Source organism: Alteribacter keqinensis (genome assembly GCF_003710255.1).
GTDB lineage: Bacteria > Bacillota > Bacilli > Bacillales > Salisediminibacteriaceae > Alteribacter > Alteribacter keqinensis.
Genome location: NZ_RHIB01000002.1, coordinates 775113 through 789265, shown reverse-complemented (window position 1 = coordinate 789265; position 14153 = coordinate 775113). Strand labels below are relative to the sequence as shown.

Genomic DNA, 14153 nt, shown 5'->3' with positions numbered 1-14153 from the left:
TGATTAAGGAGGTAAATCCCAATGAATTATCAAGGTGGAGAATATGATGTCATTGTCATCGGTGCAGGTCATGCAGGGGTGGAGGCAGGGCTTGCTTCTGCCCGCATGGGCGCAAACACGCTTATGCTGACCCTTAACCTGGATGCTGTTGCCTACATGCCTTGTAACCCCTCAGTTGGGGGGCCTGCAAAGGGAATCGTCGTACGGGAGATCGATGCACTGGGCGGCGAAATGGGCCGTAATATCGACAAAACCCATATTCAAATGCGGATGCTGAACACAGGTAAAGGGCCTGCAGTACGTGCACTGCGTGCGCAGGCAGACAAATTTTTGTATCAGCATGAAATGAAAAAGACCATTGAGGAAACACCGAACCTGTTATTGCGGCAGGGGATGGTCGAAGAGCTTATTATTGAAGACGGAGTTTGTAAAGGTGTTGTGACCCAGACAGGTGCCGAGTACCGTTCGAAAGCGGTTGTTGTTACTACGGGAACATACCTTCGGGGGAAAGTCATTTTAGGTGACCTCGCATACGACAGCGGACCGAACAACATGCAGCCGTCGGTAAACCTGAGCCATAACCTGAAAGATCTCGGCTTTGAGATGGTCCGCTTTAAGACCGGAACACCGCCTCGTGTAAACAGCCAGACGATCGACTATTCAAAAACGGAAATTCAGCCGGGGGACGATGTTCCACGAGCATTTTCATATGAAACGACTAAATATATAACGGACCAGCTTCCGTGCTGGCTTACTTATACAAATGATGAGACGCACGAAATTATTAACAGCAATCTTCAGCGTTCACCAATGTATTCAGGTATGATCGAAGGGACAGGACCAAGATACTGTCCGTCAATTGAAGATAAAATTGTCCGTTTCAGCGATAAACCCCGTCACCAGATCTTCCTGGAACCGGAAGGAAGAAATACGTCAGAAGTTTATGTACAGGGGCTTTCAACGAGTCTGCCCGAAGATATCCAGCTGAACATGCTTAAGACCATTCCAGGTCTTGAAGAGGTTCGGATGATGCGGCCGGGCTATGCAATTGAGTATGATGCCATGGTACCAACCCAGCTATGGCCGTCACTTGAAACGAAAAAAATCGACTCTTTATTTACAGCAGGTCAGATTAACGGCACGAGTGGATACGAAGAAGCAGCCGGGCAGGGCCTCATGGCCGGGATCAACGCTGCACTTAAAGTCCAGGACAAAGAGCCATTAATTCTGGATAGATCTGATGCGTATATCGGCGTTTTAATTGATGACCTCGTGACAAAAGGGACAAACGAGCCGTACAGGCTGCTCACTTCCCGGGCTGAATACCGTCTACTGTTGAGACATGACAACGCCGACCTCCGCCTCACAGAGCGCGGACACGAGATTGGCTTGATCTCAGACGAGCGATTTGCCCGTTTTGAAGAGAAGAAACAAGCGATTGCCGGCGAGATTAAACGACTTGAAAAAACTACTATTAAAGTTTCCGATGAAGCACAGGCTCTCCTTGAATCGATTCCTTCTTCGCCATTAAAAGATGCCATGAATGCAACGGTTCTTTTAAAAAGACCGGAAGTGAACTACAGCCATGTAGCACAGCTGACACCGCCACAGAAAGAACTGGACGAAGACGTGCAGGAGCAGGTGGAGATTCAGCTGAAGTACCAAGGGTATATTGCCAAGCAGCTTGAGCAGGTTCAGCGTCTTAAGAAGATGGAAACAAAGAAACTTCCAGTGGACCTTGACTATATGTCCATCAGCGGACTGGCCATGGAAGCGAGACAAAAGCTTTCAGAAGTACGTCCACTTACGATGGCCCAGGCATCCCGGGTATCGGGTGTGACACCGGCCGATGTCTCTGTTCTGCTTGTTTACATGGAGCAGGGCCGGTTAAAAAAAGTGCACGCATCAAATAAAGCTGAATCCTGACGTCAGCAGAAAAGGTGAGAGCATGAACGTACAAGAATTTCAACAAGAGCTTAAAAAAAGAGGAATCACTCTGAGCGATCATCAGCTGTCTCAGTTTGAGCGTTACTTTCACATTCTCGTAGACTGGAATGAACGCATGAATCTCACAGCCATTACTGCCAAAGAAGAAGTCTATTTAAAGCATTTTTTCGATTCAGTTTCGGCGGCTTTTTACCATGATTTTAATTCAGTTGAAACAGTAGTGGACATCGGTGCCGGAGCCGGCTTTCCAAGCCTGCCCCTTAAAATCTGCTTTCCGCATCTTGACGTGACGATTGTCGATTCGCTGAATAAGCGGATCACATTTCTTCACGCGCTGGCAGAAGAACTCGATCTTACAGGGGTATCGTTTTATCATGACCGGGCAGAAACGTTCGGTAAGAAAAAGGAACACCGTGAACACTTTGATGTGGCTATGGCTCGTGCAGTGGCAAGACTGCCTGTTTTAAGCGAGCTGTGCATTCCTCTCGTAAAAAAAGACGGCACATTTCTGGCAATGAAAGGTGCAGGAGCAAAAAATGAGCTCAGCGAGTCGAAAAAGGCATTCTCCCTTTTAGGCGGGGAACTGATTGAAGCGAATCAATTTACCCTTCCTCAGGAAGAAAGCGAACGATCCATTATTAAAATCAAAAAAGTGAATCAGACCCCGGGTAAATTTCCACGAAAACCGGGCACTCCGAACAAGCAGCCCCTGGTGTAAAACGCGGCTGAATGAATGATTCGGAAAAAGAGACAGTGAAAAACCACGATTTTTAGCGTAATTTTTACCCGCAGTCTAGCAGGATTCTCTTGTGATTTTCTCGAAATGGAGTAAGGTAGTTTTCAGAAGGTGGTGTCGCCATGAAGCAGTCGTTGTCACGCTTGTTTGGCTTGAATGAAAAACAACAAGAAGAAGTTGAAGTGAGTGACAGAGAGGAAATAAGGCAGCTTCCCGTTGCAGATATTGTTCCGAACCGGTACCAGCCCCGTACTGTGTTTCAGGATGAACGAATTGAAGAACTGGCTCAGACGATCAAGACCCACGGCATTATTCAGCCGATTGTCGTCCGTGAGCGGGACGGGAAATTTGAGATTATTGCAGGAGAACGTCGCTGGCGTGCAGTAACCAAGCTTGGGTGGGAAACGATTCCCGGCGTAGTAAAAGAATTTAATGATGCCCAGACGGCATCCGTTGCACTTATTGAAAACCTGCAGCGGGAAGGATTAACCTCCATAGAAGAAGCGATGGCATATGCAAAGCTGATCGATATTCACGGTCTCACACAGGAAAGTCTTGCTCAGCGACTCGGGAAAGGGCAGTCTACGGTTGCAAATAAACTGAGACTCCTGCACCTTCCCCAGGAAGTACAGGACGCCCTCATGGGCCGCTTGATTACAGAACGCCATGCACGTGCGTTAATTTCACTGAAAGATGATGAAAAACAAATCAAACTCCTTGCTCGGATTATTGAGGAGGAACTGAACGTAAAGCAGACTGAAGAACAGGTTAAGCGCATGATTGAACCAAAACCGGAAAAGAAAAAGCCGATCCGTAAAGGTTATTCCAGGGATATGCGTCTGGCTATGAACACGATCCGCCAGTCCCTCGACATGGTGGCGCAGTCCGGAATGGAGCTGGATACAAACGAAGAAGAAAATGATGATTACTATCAGTTCACAATCCGTATTCCTAAATCGTAAATGAACGTATACAAAAAAGCATTCGGCCTCTTTTTAAACAGGGCGAATGCTTTCTTTTTTTGGGGAAATGGACTAAACCGTTAATCCCGACTGCAAACCCGTTAATCAGCCAAAAAAAGGACTGCACTTTTATGCAGTCCTTAGACAAGGGCCTTATTTTTCCAGAAGGGGAATATAAAACACAAGTGTTCTGCCGTCAAGTGCTGCCTGCAGGCGGTAGACAAGCTGGTGTCCGGCGTCATTGGCCTCTTTTGTGGTCAGTTTTCCTTGTTCGTAATGATCTGCCCACTGCATCACGGCCTTTTTTACGAGAGGGGAAATTGTCAATTCTCCGATTTCAAGGTTAGCTGCGCAGTGAGAGCACGTAAGGGGATTCTCACTGTCTGACTGCAGGTGAATTGATTGTAAAGGTGTTTCGCATAAACAGTACATCGTCTGATCAGCCTTTCTTCTAGGAATGGTCGACATTTTTCCTGATTATCTATATAGGTATTTTATCATTTTTCTCAACCGTACTTCCGTTTTTCGGCGGTTTTCGTGGTAAAATAAAACGAGTTACAGAATATTTCGATCGTTTCGGAAAATAGCGACCAGAATGTTTTTATCATGCAGAAAGAATCAGTTTCACTTAATAAAGGAACGTGAAGTCAGGTAGGTGACGAGATGGGAAAGGTAATTGCCATCGCAAATCAGAAAGGCGGCGTCGGAAAAACGACGACTGCAGTTAATTTAAGCGCGTGTCTTGCTGCCCAGGGACAGCGTGTGTTGATCATTGACGTAGACCCACAGGGAAATACAACGAGCGGGGTTGGTATTGATAAAGGTGATATTGATGAGTGCATTTATAATGTCCTTGTTGAAGATGCAGACCCAAAAAAAGTGATTCAGCCTACGTCGACGGAACGACTTCATATTCTGCCATCAACGATTCAGCTGGCAGGTGCAGAAATAGAGCTTGTTCCGACTATTTCCCGGGAAGTAAGATTAAAGCGGGCAATCGATCAGGTAACAAAAGATTACGACTACATTATTATTGACTGCCCTCCATCTCTCGGGCTTTTGACGATTAATTCTCTGACTGCTGCGGACAGCGTGCTTATTCCGGTGCAGTGCGAGTACTATGCTCTCGAAGGCCTCAGTCAGTTACTGAATACAGTGAGGCTCGTACAAAAGCACCTGAATCAGCAGCTGGCGATTGAAGGCGTACTGCTTACAATGCTGGATGCACGGACAAACCTCGGTATACAGGTGATTGAAGAAGTGAAAAAGTACTTCCGGGAAAAAGTCTTCCAGACGATTATTCCAAGGAACGTCCGTCTTGGTGAAGCACCGAGTCACGGTGAACCGATTATTACGTACGACCCCCGATCCAAAGGGGCCGAAGTATATACAGAACTAGCGAAGGAAGTGGTGTCAAATGGGTAAAGGTCTAGGAAGAGGTATTCAGGCACTCTTTCCGGATGATGAAAAGCAAGAAAAAGTCGATGAGATCAGCATCAGTGAGCTCAGGCCGAACCCTTATCAGCCGCGGAAGCAGTTCAGTGACGAAGCAATTGACGAATTGAAGACGTCCATTGCCCAGCATGGAGTACTTCAGCCGATTATTGTAAGAAAAAGCATTAAAGGGTACGAAATTGTTGTTGGAGAACGCCGGTTCCGTGCTGCAAGAGCAGCGGATTTAAAAACGATCCCGGCTGTCGTGCGGCAGCTCACAGAAGATGAAATGATGGAAATCGCACTGATCGAAAACATTCAGCGGGAAGATCTGAATGCTCTGGAAGAAGCGAAAGCCTATCAGAAATTGATGGAGCATCTCCAGATTACACAGGATGAGCTGGCGAAAAAACTCGGTAAGAGCCGTCCCCATATTGCCAATCATTTAAGGCTTCTTCAGCTTCCCCAGCTTGCCCAGCAGTTTCTCGCTGAAGGAAAGCTCTCCATGGGACACGGCCGTGCCCTTCTTGGATTAAAAAATAAAGAGCAGATTCCGGCAACGATTCAAAAGGTCGTTAACGAAAAGCTGAGTGTAAGACAGCTCGAAGAATATGTTCAAAAGGTCAATGTAGCCGTTTCACGTGAAACGAAGGACAAAAAGAAACAGGTATCCCCATTTGTCAGAGAACGGGAAGCATCACTGAAAAAATATTTCGGCACGAATGTACAAATCAAGCAAGGTAAGAAAAAGGGCAAGATTGAGATCGACTTCTTTTCTGAGGACGATTTGGACCGGATTCTTACGTTACTCGACCGTGAAGGATAACAATGATCGTAAGTGAGACCATCCCCGACGGTGGTCTTTTTTTGCAGGCTTAGTACGAGTTGGATCGGAGGGATAGGATGATTTATTTGGACAATGCTGCTTCAAGTTTTCCAAAACCTGAAGGAAGCGATGTCGGAAGCGGTTCTTCTTACGGGGCTAATCCCGGAAGAAGTGGTCACCGTCTGGCAAGAAAGGCGTCTTCAGTTATCAGAGACTGCCGCAAAGAACTGGCTGCTTTATTTGACTGTCAAAGGGAGGATCATGTGCTTTTTTATCAAAATGCCACGACAGCGCTGAACCAGGCAATCTCCGGCTTTCCTTTTCAAAAGGGGATCATGTCGTTGCCACAGTGTTTGAACATAATGCTGTCCGCCGTCCGTTGGAACGGCTGAGAAAAGGGTGTAGAGGTAAGCTATATGGAGCCTGATGAAACTGGAAGCTTTACGAAAGGTGTTTTGGAAAGCGCGCTAAAGCCTGAGACCAGAATGGTCGTTGCCACACATGCATCGAATGTGACAGGGGAGATCCTCCCGGCTGCCCAGTGGGGAGATGTGTTAAAAAGCGGAAAGAGACCGTTTTTTTAGTCGATGCTTCTCAGACAGCCGGAATTATTCCTGTTTCAATGAATGACGGCATTGATATGCTTGGATTTCCGGGTCATAAAGGAATGCTGGGTCCACAGGGAATCGGTGTATTGATGGTTCAGCCGGGAATTGAACTCCCCTCTGATTTACGGTGGTACCGGCAGCCATTCCGAAGAACCTGGTCAGCCTGATATCTGGCCGGAAGGGATGGAGAGCGGCACGCTGAATACGCCCGGTATTGCAGGCCTGCTTAAGAGCGCGCAGGCGCTGAAGGCTGTCGGAGTAAAAAAGATTGGGGAACATGAACGAATACTTGGGCAGATGCTTGCAGACGCCCTGGGGAAAATAAACGGTGTTCGTGTTTTTTCAGGAAAAGGGGAAAGACTTGGGGTCGTTTCATTTATGATTGAAGGAGTGGATGCACATGAAACAGCGATGATTCTGGACCAACACTACGACATTGCTGTACGCAGCGGTGTTCACTGCGCTCCTTTGTCCCATCAGTATCTGGATACGTCAAAAAGCGGACTCGTCCGGGCAAGTGCAGGATTGTATAATACAAAAAATGACATCCAGACCCTCTCTCGGGCCGTGGAAGAGATAAAAGAAGGTTTACTTGGATAGGAGAATGACAGATGGTGTTACTCGGTACTCTCGTAAATGGATTGACTATCATTATCGGGGCTTACATAGGAGTTAAGCTGCAACGCATTCCGGAAAAGATGAAAGAAACAGTGATGAAAGCCATCGGTCTTGCCGTCATTATCCTGGGAATCACGATGGCTCTTGAAGGCCAGGAATTTCTTCTCGTTATTTTCAGTCTCGCTCTGGGAGGAATCCTTGGGGAACGTATGAATATTGAAGGGAAACTCAATCAGTTGGGCGGCGTTCTTGGGAAAAGAATGAAACGAGGCAGTGAAAGTTCTAATATTGCAGAAGGGTTTGTAGCAGCAACACTGTTATTTGTAGTAGGTGCTATGGCGATTATCGGTGCCTTGGACAGTGGACTTCGGGGAGATCATTCGGTACTTTTGACGAAGAGTGTCCTTGATGGTTTCTCTTCCATTATCTTTGCGGCCACACTCGGGATTGGTGTGATGTTCTCTTCCATTCCAGTCATCCTTTATCAAGGATCGATTGCTCTTGGGGCAGCATATATCGTAGCGTTTGTACCGGAAGAACTTCTTGATTTAATGGTCAGTGAAATTACTGCTGTGGGCGGGATTATGATTCTCGCGATTGGGTTAAACATTGTCGGGATTAAACCGGTGAGGGTGGCGAATCTGCTTCCGGCAATTCCTCTTGCAGTGTTGTTCGTTTTCATTATCAATACGATTGCATAAAAAAAGTCTGCCTCAGAAAGGTCTGTTCTCCTTTTGAGGCAGACTTTTTATGTCTGTGATTTTGTCTGTGTGAGTGTTGGCCAGGTGAACTTCTTTCTTGGTGCAGAGAGACCCCGTGTAGCATGGATAATAGCTTTGGACATTACTTCTGCCATTTCCATGACAACAGAAAGGCGGGTATTCTGCAGGACCATCATCTCCATAAATCCTCCCACATTGACAATACCCGTCATGTGATAGTCACCGACCGGAGGCAGCTGTTTTTTTACAGCAGATCCCGGTTTCAGGGGACCTTCAGCGAGACAGACATAGCCGACACTGGTTGAGCGTCCGAGACAGGCATCGATGGCTAAAATCAGCGGATTATCGTACGTATGTTCAATATGTGCGAGTGTTTCTTCCAGATTAACGGCGTGTACCGGGTTCGTGAGCGTTCCGTACACATGATAGCTTCGTACAGGCTGTTCTTCCAGCCTCTTTCCGATGAGCGGACCAAGACTGTCACCTGTTGACCGGTCCGAACCAATACATACAATCACCAGATCCCTTTTCTTTTCAGCTGCCAGCATCGTCTTAAGATGGGTTGACAGTTCAATAGCAGCGTTTGTGTCTTTAGCATGGATGCGGTAAGGGGAAGGGCGGTGATTTTGAAAAAGTTGTCCACGAAACATCATACAACCCCCTGTTCCCAAATAGTATTAACAGTATACGGAATCTTTCACGAATCTATACGTCCCAAAAATGGCAGGAAGAGGGGAAAGAGACCATGTGGCTATCAGGTTTAAAATGGATGTTTCTGATTATAGGCACCATTATTGGTGCAGGCTACGCTTCAGGGAGAGAGCTGTGGGAGTTCTTCGGAAGTGAAAGCGGCCTGGCCATCGTATTATTTGCAATTCTGTTTTTCATTTGCTGTTACGTACTGATGACAATCAGCCATCAGAACCGGACAGAACATTATATGCCTGTATTGAGGAAGCTGATGGGGAAACGGCTTACAGGTGTCTATGATTATATGATCATTCTCTATTTGTTCTCCACAACCATTATTATGATCGCGGGTGGAGGAGCTACGCTTGAGGTTCTTCATATCCCTTACTGGTACGGTGTATCCATCATTTCAATGCTTCTTGTGCTGCTCTTTGTGTGGGGGATATCCGGAATGACCTCCATGAATGCCGTCATCATCCCGGTCCTCATTGTATTTTTGGTTGGTACGCTCTTTGTTTTTCAGTGGACCACAGGGTTTGAAATTACCTTTGATTTAACTGCCCAGCATAACTGGCCCACAGCGTTTACATTTACAGCTTTAAACATCCTTCCACTTGTAGCGGTGCTGGCAGCTATCGGGAAAAAAATCAGACATCCAGGTGAAATCTGGATTGCCAGCTTCGGAAGTGCGCTTGTTATGGGGGTTATTTCATTTTTGTATAATGAATCACTGCTGATTGTAGCTCATGAAGTAATGTTATATGAAATACCCTTATTTGCTATTTTGAAGCATTATCCTTACTTTATGGTTCTCGTCATGTCCGGCCTCCTGTGGGCTGCCATCTACACAACAGCGGCTTCTGGAATGCTCGGACTTTGTACAAGGTTCAGGGAATATGTGAGCCTGCCTTTCTGGCTGATTGCTCTCGTTCTGACTGCGTTGATGATTCCACTCACAACCATTGGGTTTTCAACTCTTATTGCTATACTTTATCCGCTGTACGGGTTACTAAACCTCTACATTCTTGCTGCGATTCTTCTTTATCCGATTCTCCACCGCTTTGATGAAAGGCCGGTTCCTTAAGCAGGAGTGAAATTGAAAGAATGGAAAGGGAAATCCTCTTTACTAAACTTAGTGGTAGTGTTGTATAATATCAGCAAAGGAACGAGGGCGAAGAGGTGATTAATGATGCCGGACAAGACATTTCAACTGCACGATGTTGTCGAGATGAAAAAGCCTCATCCGTGCGGGGAGAACCGGTGGAAGATTATTCGGATGGGAATGGATATCCGTATCAAATGTATGGGGTGCGACCACAGCGTCATGCTTCCAAGAAAAGAGTTTGGTAAAAAAATGAAAAAGGTGCTTGAACACCACGAAGAATAAAGGGCATGCCCGCGACTCTGAAAAAGAGCTGCGGGCTTTTTTGCAGGTTATGAATGTGAGGGGCAAAACCTAACCACACACCGTCTTGCGCTTTTGCCTGAGACTATCTATAATTGGGAAGGATGAAATTGTCGCGAAAATCACGTAATTATAGACGAAATAAAAACGTAGGTTGTCCGCCGAGCGGGCAAGCACGACGAATAAAGGAGCATGCTTTATGGCATTAACAACAGGAATCGTTGGTTTACCAAACGTAGGAAAATCAACACTATTCAATGCAATTACCCAGGCAGGAGCGGAGTCAGCCAACTATCCGTTCTGTACCATTGACCCGAACGTGGGGATCGTGGAAGTACCTGACGAAAGGCTCGACAAGCTTACAGAACTGGTTGATCCCCATAAAACAGTTCCGACTGCCTTTGAATTCACAGACATTGCCGGTATCGTTGAGGGAGCCAGCAAAGGGGAAGGGCTCGGAAACAAATTCTTATCACACATCCGTCAGGTAGACGCAATCTCTCACGTTGTCCGTTGTTTTGAAGACGAAAACATCACTCACGTGTCGGGGAGCGTAGATCCGATCCGTGATATTCAGATTATCAACCTCGAACTTATTCTTGCCGATATGGAAACAGTGGAGAAGCGTCTGGCAAAAGTGAGTAAGATGGCTCGCCAAAAAGACAAGGATGCCATGTTCGAGCTTGAGATCCTTGAAAAATTCCGTGATGCTTTTGAAAACGAAATGCCGGCACGAAGCGTAAGTCTCACAGAAGAACAGGACAAGTTTGCAAAAGGTATGCACCTTCTTACTAAAAAGCCGGTTCTTTACGCGGCAAACGTAAGTGAAGACGAAATTGTTGATCCAAGCAGCAACGAAAACGTGCAGAAGGTCCGTGAGTTTGCAGCGCAAGAAAACTCTGAAGTGATTGTTGTCTGTGCGAAAATTGAATCTGAAATTGCCGAGCTTGACGGTGAAGAAAAGCAGGAGTTCCTTGATGACCTGGGCATTGCTGAATCAGGGCTTGATCAGTTGATTAAAGCTGCCTACAATCTTCTCGGTCTTGAAACGTATTTTACTGCAGGTAAGCAGGAAGTCCGTGCGTGGACGATCAAGCACGGTACCAAAGCACCCCAGGCTGCCGGTGTGATTCACACCGACTTTGAGCGTGGATTTATCCGTGCTGAAGTCGTTGCCTACGAGGATCTCGTAGCTGCAGGAAACATGACTGTGGCAAAAGAAAACGGGAAGGTCCGTCTTGAAGGAAAAGAGTACATTGTAAAAGACGGAGACGTCGTTCATTTCCGTTTCAATGTGTAATATAAAAATGAGAAGAACTCCTGCTGGGGAAGCAGGGGTTCTTTTTTTGTCGTTTTTGCAGGGTGGGGGGGTCTTTGAGCAGGTAATCGCTTGGCGATTTATGATTTTTAAGGAGCCGGGTAAATGGATTCAGGAATGATGTTTGATTTTAAGGAGTCTGTTGGCAGGATTAATGAAAAACGAATCATATTCAGGAATAGGGAAGAAGATTTAAGGATAATAATTTTATTTTTAAGGGATCTATCGATTACTTTCAGGAATAAATATGCAGGCTGTTGCTGAAAGATCATTTTCGGAAACACCGTTGTAATCATGCAGCCGAAATGGCCGAGACTACCGCGGTAGTGGGAGTCCGGGTGAGACCCGCAGTGCGGAGTACGAGGAGGCTCGCCGGCACTGCAGCGGACAAGGCAACAACATCAATATTCTCCTAAATTCCTATAATTTCTTATTAACGACTCAGGAACTCATATCCTCATTTAAATATTCCATTTATAAAAAAATCCCCATCAATCTTGTCTTTTCAAAAAAACCCTGCTATAATTGACAATTGCGAGCAAAAGAGAAATATGCTTGCTCCTTGCTCCTCAAAACGAGGAGCCGCTAAGTCCAAAAGGAGGTGGAAAAACATGCGCAAATACGAAATTATGTACATTGTACGTCCTAACCTTGAAGAAGCAGCTACTAAAGAAATCGTAGAACGTTACAACAAGGTTTTGACTGACAACGGCGCAGAAGTGGAAAAGGTTGAGGAAGTAGGAAAGAAACGTCTTGCTTACGAAATCGATGACTTTAATGAAGGTTACTACGTAATCCTTAAAGTGAACTCTAACCCAGAGGCCATTTCTGAGTTCGATCGTTTGGTGAAAATCAACGAAAACATCTTACGCAGAATCGCTGTTCGCGACGACGAATAGCAGGTAAATAAAGATTAAAAGAATGGGGAGGAGTTCGACTTATGATTAACCGCGTTGTGTTAGTCGGAAGACTAACAAAAGATCCTGAGTTACGCTATACAGCAAACGGCATTGCAGTTGCAACATTTACACTTGCAGTTAACCGTCCTTTTTCCAACCAGCAGGGAAACCGTGAAGCGGACTTTCTGAACATTGTTGTTTGGAGAAAGCAAGCGGAAAACGTAGCAAACTACTTGAAAAAAGGTAGCATGGCCGGTGTGGACGGACGAGTTCAGAGCCGTAGCTACGACAATAACGAAGGACGCCGCGTCTTTATCACGGAAATTGTAGCTGAGAGTGTACAATTCCTTGAAACAAAAGGCGGAGGCGGTGGTGGAAACCGCGAGCAATCCGGCGGCGGAAACTACGGTCAAAGCAACGATGGTTATCAAAACAACCCAGGTCAGCAATCCGGCGGACGTGGGGGACAGTCGGACTTCTCAGATGACCCATTTGCAAATGACGGCAAACCAATCGACATTAATGATGACGATCTGCCGTTCTAATCACGCTTTAAATGACGTGTAAATATAAAAATTCTAAAAGAAGGAGGGGTTCAAATGGCCCGTCGTGGACGTCCAAAACGTCGTAAAGTTTGTTTCTTCACTGTAAACAAAATTACGAAAATCGATTATAAAGATGTAGACTTGCTTAAACGATTCGTTTCTGAGCGTGGAAAAATTCTTCCTCGCCGTGTAACAGGAACTTCTGCAAAGTACCAGCGTCAATTGACTCGCGCAATCAAGCGCTCCCGTCAAATGGCACTACTTCCATTCGTTACTGGTGAGTAATTACCAGCTCGAAAAACCCGTTACCTATTTGGTAGCGGGTTTTTGGTTATTTAGCTGTACCCACTGCATTTGTGTTGAAGAATAACCATTATACGATTAATTTTTTTTTGCGATGATACCTGACCAGACGTTCCAGGGCTCATCTGTTTGATTTTGTTCTTTCTCTTTATCTCATGCTACAATAAGAAACGATGAAACCGTATGTGAAACGAGGGAACCAATGATGAACGAAACAAGCCCGATCAAAGAGGGCGCTTTATATATAGGGATTTACCTGCTCCTGATTATGGCAACACTGTTTGTGCCGGTGATCAGTCTGTTCACGATGTTTTTACTTCCTGTCCCGTTTATTATTTTTGCAGCTAAACATGGGTTAAGGCCGGCAATCTTCTTAATGACAGTAAGCTTTGCTGTATTACTGATCATTGCCTACCCGCTGGCCATAATCTTTACCATCACGTTTGCTTCGACCGGGGTCGTCATCGGCGAACTTTACCGGAGAAAGAAAACAGCTTTTGGTGTTCTCCTTGGCGGTTCCCTGACATTTATTGCAGCCATTATTTTAAACTTTATAGGAAGTATCGTCATTCTTGATGTTCATCCAATCGAGAGCGTTCAGGACGCGCTCTATGAATCTGTTGAGACAACAGAATCACTACTGCCGATGCTCGGTCAGGACGACACATTTGAAACGGCAGCCGGGTTCATTGACGGACTCACAACGGTGACGCCGGCATTGTTTATTATCCTGGGGATCTCCTACGCTTTTACAGTCCAGTGGATCGCGTCATTTATTCTGAGAAAAAGAAAAGTGGACGTCACTAGGTTTCCACCTTTGCGTGAGTGGGGTTTTCCGAAATCATTTATCTGGTATTATCTGATTATGTATATCTTTATCTACTTTGTGGATATGGAAGAAGGGTCAGCCCTTTATATGGCTATGTATAACCTCCTTCCGATCCTGGAACTGATCATGGTAATCCAGGGTCTTGCATGTATCTTTTTCTTTTTCCATGTGAAAAAAATTCACAAAGCAGTGCCGGTGGCTATATTATTTTTGGGAATCCTTTTCCCACCTTTACTGTATCTCATCCGCATTTTAGGTATAATTGATTTAGTGTTTGACCTAAGGAAACGAATGGACACAAACAGGTAGGA

Annotated in this window: 17 protein-coding genes and 1 pseudogene; 16 read left to right on the top strand and 2 right to left on the bottom strand. The window is 45.7% G+C overall.

From position 1 onward, the window contains the following. The first annotated feature begins 21 nt into the window (after nt 1-21). The 3 genes from mnmG to noc all read left to right on the top strand — a co-directional run bounded on the left by mnmG (nt 22) and on the right by noc (nt 3645). A complete protein-coding gene (gene mnmG, locus EBO34_RS15170) occupies nt 22-1926 on the top strand; it encodes a tRNA uridine-5-carboxymethylaminomethyl(34) synthesis enzyme MnmG (RefSeq protein WP_122900012.1) in 1905 nt (634 codons plus the stop codon). A gap of 22 nt (nt 1927-1948) precedes the next feature. After that, nucleotides 1949-2665, top strand: coding sequence for a 16S rRNA (guanine(527)-N(7))-methyltransferase RsmG (rsmG, locus tag EBO34_RS15165; protein WP_122900010.1), 717 nt, complete (start codon nt 1949-1951; stop codon nt 2663-2665). A gap of 140 nt (nt 2666-2805) precedes the next feature. Next, on the top strand, nt 2806-3645 hold the full coding sequence (noc, locus tag EBO34_RS15160) for a nucleoid occlusion protein (RefSeq protein ID WP_122900008.1): 840 nt from the start codon (nt 2806-2808) through the stop codon (nt 3643-3645). Between the two features lie 153 nt (nt 3646-3798). Here noc and EBO34_RS15155 read toward each other — a convergent pair whose 3' ends face one another. Next, nucleotides 3799-4077 carry a hypothetical protein gene (locus EBO34_RS15155; RefSeq protein WP_122900006.1) on the bottom strand — a complete coding sequence of 93 codons (279 nt, stop codon included), beginning with the start codon at nt 4075-4077 and terminating at the stop codon, nt 3799-3801. Between the two features lie 231 nt (nt 4078-4308). Between EBO34_RS15155 and EBO34_RS15150 the strand changes: the two genes are divergently transcribed. From EBO34_RS15150 to EBO34_RS15135, 5 genes and pseudogenes are all read left to right on the top strand, one after another. Continuing rightward, nucleotides 4309-5070, top strand: coding sequence for a ParA family protein (locus EBO34_RS15150; protein ID WP_122900003.1), 762 nt, complete (start codon nt 4309-4311; stop codon nt 5068-5070). Then, nucleotides 5063-5905 (top strand): ParB/RepB/Spo0J family partition protein, encoded by an 843-nt coding sequence (locus tag EBO34_RS15145; RefSeq protein WP_122900001.1) that lies wholly within the window; start codon nt 5063-5065, stop codon nt 5903-5905. The genes EBO34_RS15150 and EBO34_RS15145 overlap by 8 nt, the downstream gene beginning before the upstream one ends. 77 nt (nt 5906-5982) lie before the next feature. Further along, nucleotides 5983-6680 (top strand): annotated as a pseudogene (locus EBO34_RS20975) (aminotransferase class V-fold PLP-dependent enzyme). Further along, a complete protein-coding gene (locus EBO34_RS20965) occupies nt 6619-7113 on the top strand; it encodes an aminotransferase class V-fold PLP-dependent enzyme (RefSeq protein ID WP_249414111.1) in 495 nt (164 codons plus the stop codon). Before EBO34_RS20975 ends, EBO34_RS20965 begins: the two are co-directional and overlap by 62 nt. An 11-nt stretch (nt 7114-7124) precedes the next feature. Further along, nucleotides 7125-7832, top strand: coding sequence for a DUF554 domain-containing protein (locus EBO34_RS15135; RefSeq protein WP_122899999.1), 708 nt, complete (start codon nt 7125-7127; stop codon nt 7830-7832). Between the two features lie 47 nt (nt 7833-7879). Here the strand turns inward: EBO34_RS15135 and yyaC are convergent, their stop codons facing one another. Beyond that, on the bottom strand, nt 7880-8503 hold the full coding sequence (gene yyaC, locus EBO34_RS15130) for a spore protease YyaC (RefSeq protein ID WP_249414110.1): 624 nt from the start codon (nt 8501-8503) through the stop codon (nt 7880-7882). Nucleotides 8504-8598: 95 nt separating this feature from the next. On the opposite strand from yyaC, the gene EBO34_RS15125 reads away from it, so the two are divergent. From EBO34_RS15125 to EBO34_RS15090, 8 genes are all read left to right on the top strand, one after another. Next, nucleotides 8599-9627: a YkvI family membrane protein gene (locus EBO34_RS15125; protein ID WP_122899995.1), complete on the top strand. Its 1029-nt coding sequence runs from the start codon at nt 8599-8601 to the stop codon at nt 9625-9627. 105 nt (nt 9628-9732) lie between these two features. Further along, nucleotides 9733-9930: a DUF951 domain-containing protein gene (locus EBO34_RS15120; protein WP_183163897.1), complete on the top strand. Its 198-nt coding sequence runs from the start codon at nt 9733-9735 to the stop codon at nt 9928-9930. 217 nt (nt 9931-10147) lie between these two features. After that, nucleotides 10148-11248, top strand: a complete 1101-nt coding sequence (gene ychF / locus EBO34_RS15115; RefSeq protein ID WP_122899991.1) for a redox-regulated ATPase YchF — start codon at nt 10148-10150, stop codon at nt 11246-11248. 123 nt (nt 11249-11371) lie between these two features. Then, nucleotides 11372-11530: a hypothetical protein gene (locus EBO34_RS20760; RefSeq protein ID WP_183163896.1), complete on the top strand. Its 159-nt coding sequence runs from the start codon at nt 11372-11374 to the stop codon at nt 11528-11530. A gap of 347 nt (nt 11531-11877) precedes the next feature. Continuing rightward, nucleotides 11878-12165, top strand: coding sequence for a 30S ribosomal protein S6 (rpsF, locus tag EBO34_RS15105; RefSeq protein WP_122899986.1), 288 nt, complete (start codon nt 11878-11880; stop codon nt 12163-12165). Nucleotides 12166-12206: 41 nt separating this feature from the next. Further along, the gene (gene ssb, locus EBO34_RS15100) at nt 12207-12710 is read left to right on the top strand and encodes a single-stranded DNA-binding protein (RefSeq protein ID WP_122899984.1); all 504 of its coding nucleotides are present in this window, start codon (nt 12207-12209) and stop codon (nt 12708-12710) included. A gap of 54 nt (nt 12711-12764) precedes the next feature. Beyond that, complete coding sequence (gene rpsR / locus EBO34_RS15095; protein WP_122899982.1) at nt 12765-12995, top strand: 30S ribosomal protein S18; 231 nt, start codon at nt 12765-12767, stop codon at nt 12993-12995. A gap of 220 nt (nt 12996-13215) precedes the next feature. After that, nucleotides 13216-14151 (top strand): YybS family protein, encoded by a 936-nt coding sequence (locus EBO34_RS15090; protein ID WP_122899980.1) that lies wholly within the window; start codon nt 13216-13218, stop codon nt 14149-14151. The last annotated feature ends 2 nt before the right edge of the window (nt 14152-14153 follow it).

Excerpts from the sequence above, each read along its gene's own strand:
- rpsF (WP_122899986.1), top strand. The coding sequence starts at position 11,878 with ATGCGCAAATACGAAATTATGTACATTGTACGTCCTAACCTTGAAGAA.
- EBO34_RS15125 (WP_122899995.1), top strand. The coding sequence starts at position 8,599 with ATGTGGCTATCAGGTTTAAAATGGATGTTTCTGATTATAGGCACCATT.
- EBO34_RS15135 (WP_122899999.1), top strand. The coding sequence starts at position 7,125 with ATGGTGTTACTCGGTACTCTCGTAAATGGATTGACTATCATTATCGGG.
- yyaC (WP_249414110.1), bottom strand. The coding sequence starts at position 8,503 with ATGTTTCGTGGACAACTTTTTCAAAATCACCGCCCTTCCCCTTACCGC.
- ychF (WP_122899991.1), top strand. The coding sequence starts at position 10,148 with ATGGCATTAACAACAGGAATCGTTGGTTTACCAAACGTAGGAAAATCA.
- EBO34_RS20760 (WP_183163896.1), top strand. The coding sequence starts at position 11,372 with ATGGATTCAGGAATGATGTTTGATTTTAAGGAGTCTGTTGGCAGGATT.
- rpsR (WP_122899982.1), top strand. The coding sequence starts at position 12,765 with ATGGCCCGTCGTGGACGTCCAAAACGTCGTAAAGTTTGTTTCTTCACT.
- mnmG (WP_122900012.1), top strand. The coding sequence starts at position 22 with ATGAATTATCAAGGTGGAGAATATGATGTCATTGTCATCGGTGCAGGT.
- EBO34_RS15090 (WP_122899980.1), top strand. The coding sequence starts at position 13,216 with ATGATGAACGAAACAAGCCCGATCAAAGAGGGCGCTTTATATATAGGG.
- rsmG (WP_122900010.1), top strand. The coding sequence starts at position 1,949 with ATGAACGTACAAGAATTTCAACAAGAGCTTAAAAAAAGAGGAATCACT.
- EBO34_RS15145 (WP_122900001.1), top strand. The coding sequence starts at position 5,063 with ATGGGTAAAGGTCTAGGAAGAGGTATTCAGGCACTCTTTCCGGATGAT.
- ssb (WP_122899984.1), top strand. The coding sequence starts at position 12,207 with ATGATTAACCGCGTTGTGTTAGTCGGAAGACTAACAAAAGATCCTGAG.
- EBO34_RS15120 (WP_183163897.1), top strand. The coding sequence starts at position 9,733 with ATGCCGGACAAGACATTTCAACTGCACGATGTTGTCGAGATGAAAAAG.
- EBO34_RS15155 (WP_122900006.1), bottom strand. The coding sequence starts at position 4,077 with ATGTACTGTTTATGCGAAACACCTTTACAATCAATTCACCTGCAGTCA.
- noc (WP_122900008.1), top strand. The coding sequence starts at position 2,806 with ATGAAGCAGTCGTTGTCACGCTTGTTTGGCTTGAATGAAAAACAACAA.
- EBO34_RS15150 (WP_122900003.1), top strand. The coding sequence starts at position 4,309 with ATGGGAAAGGTAATTGCCATCGCAAATCAGAAAGGCGGCGTCGGAAAA.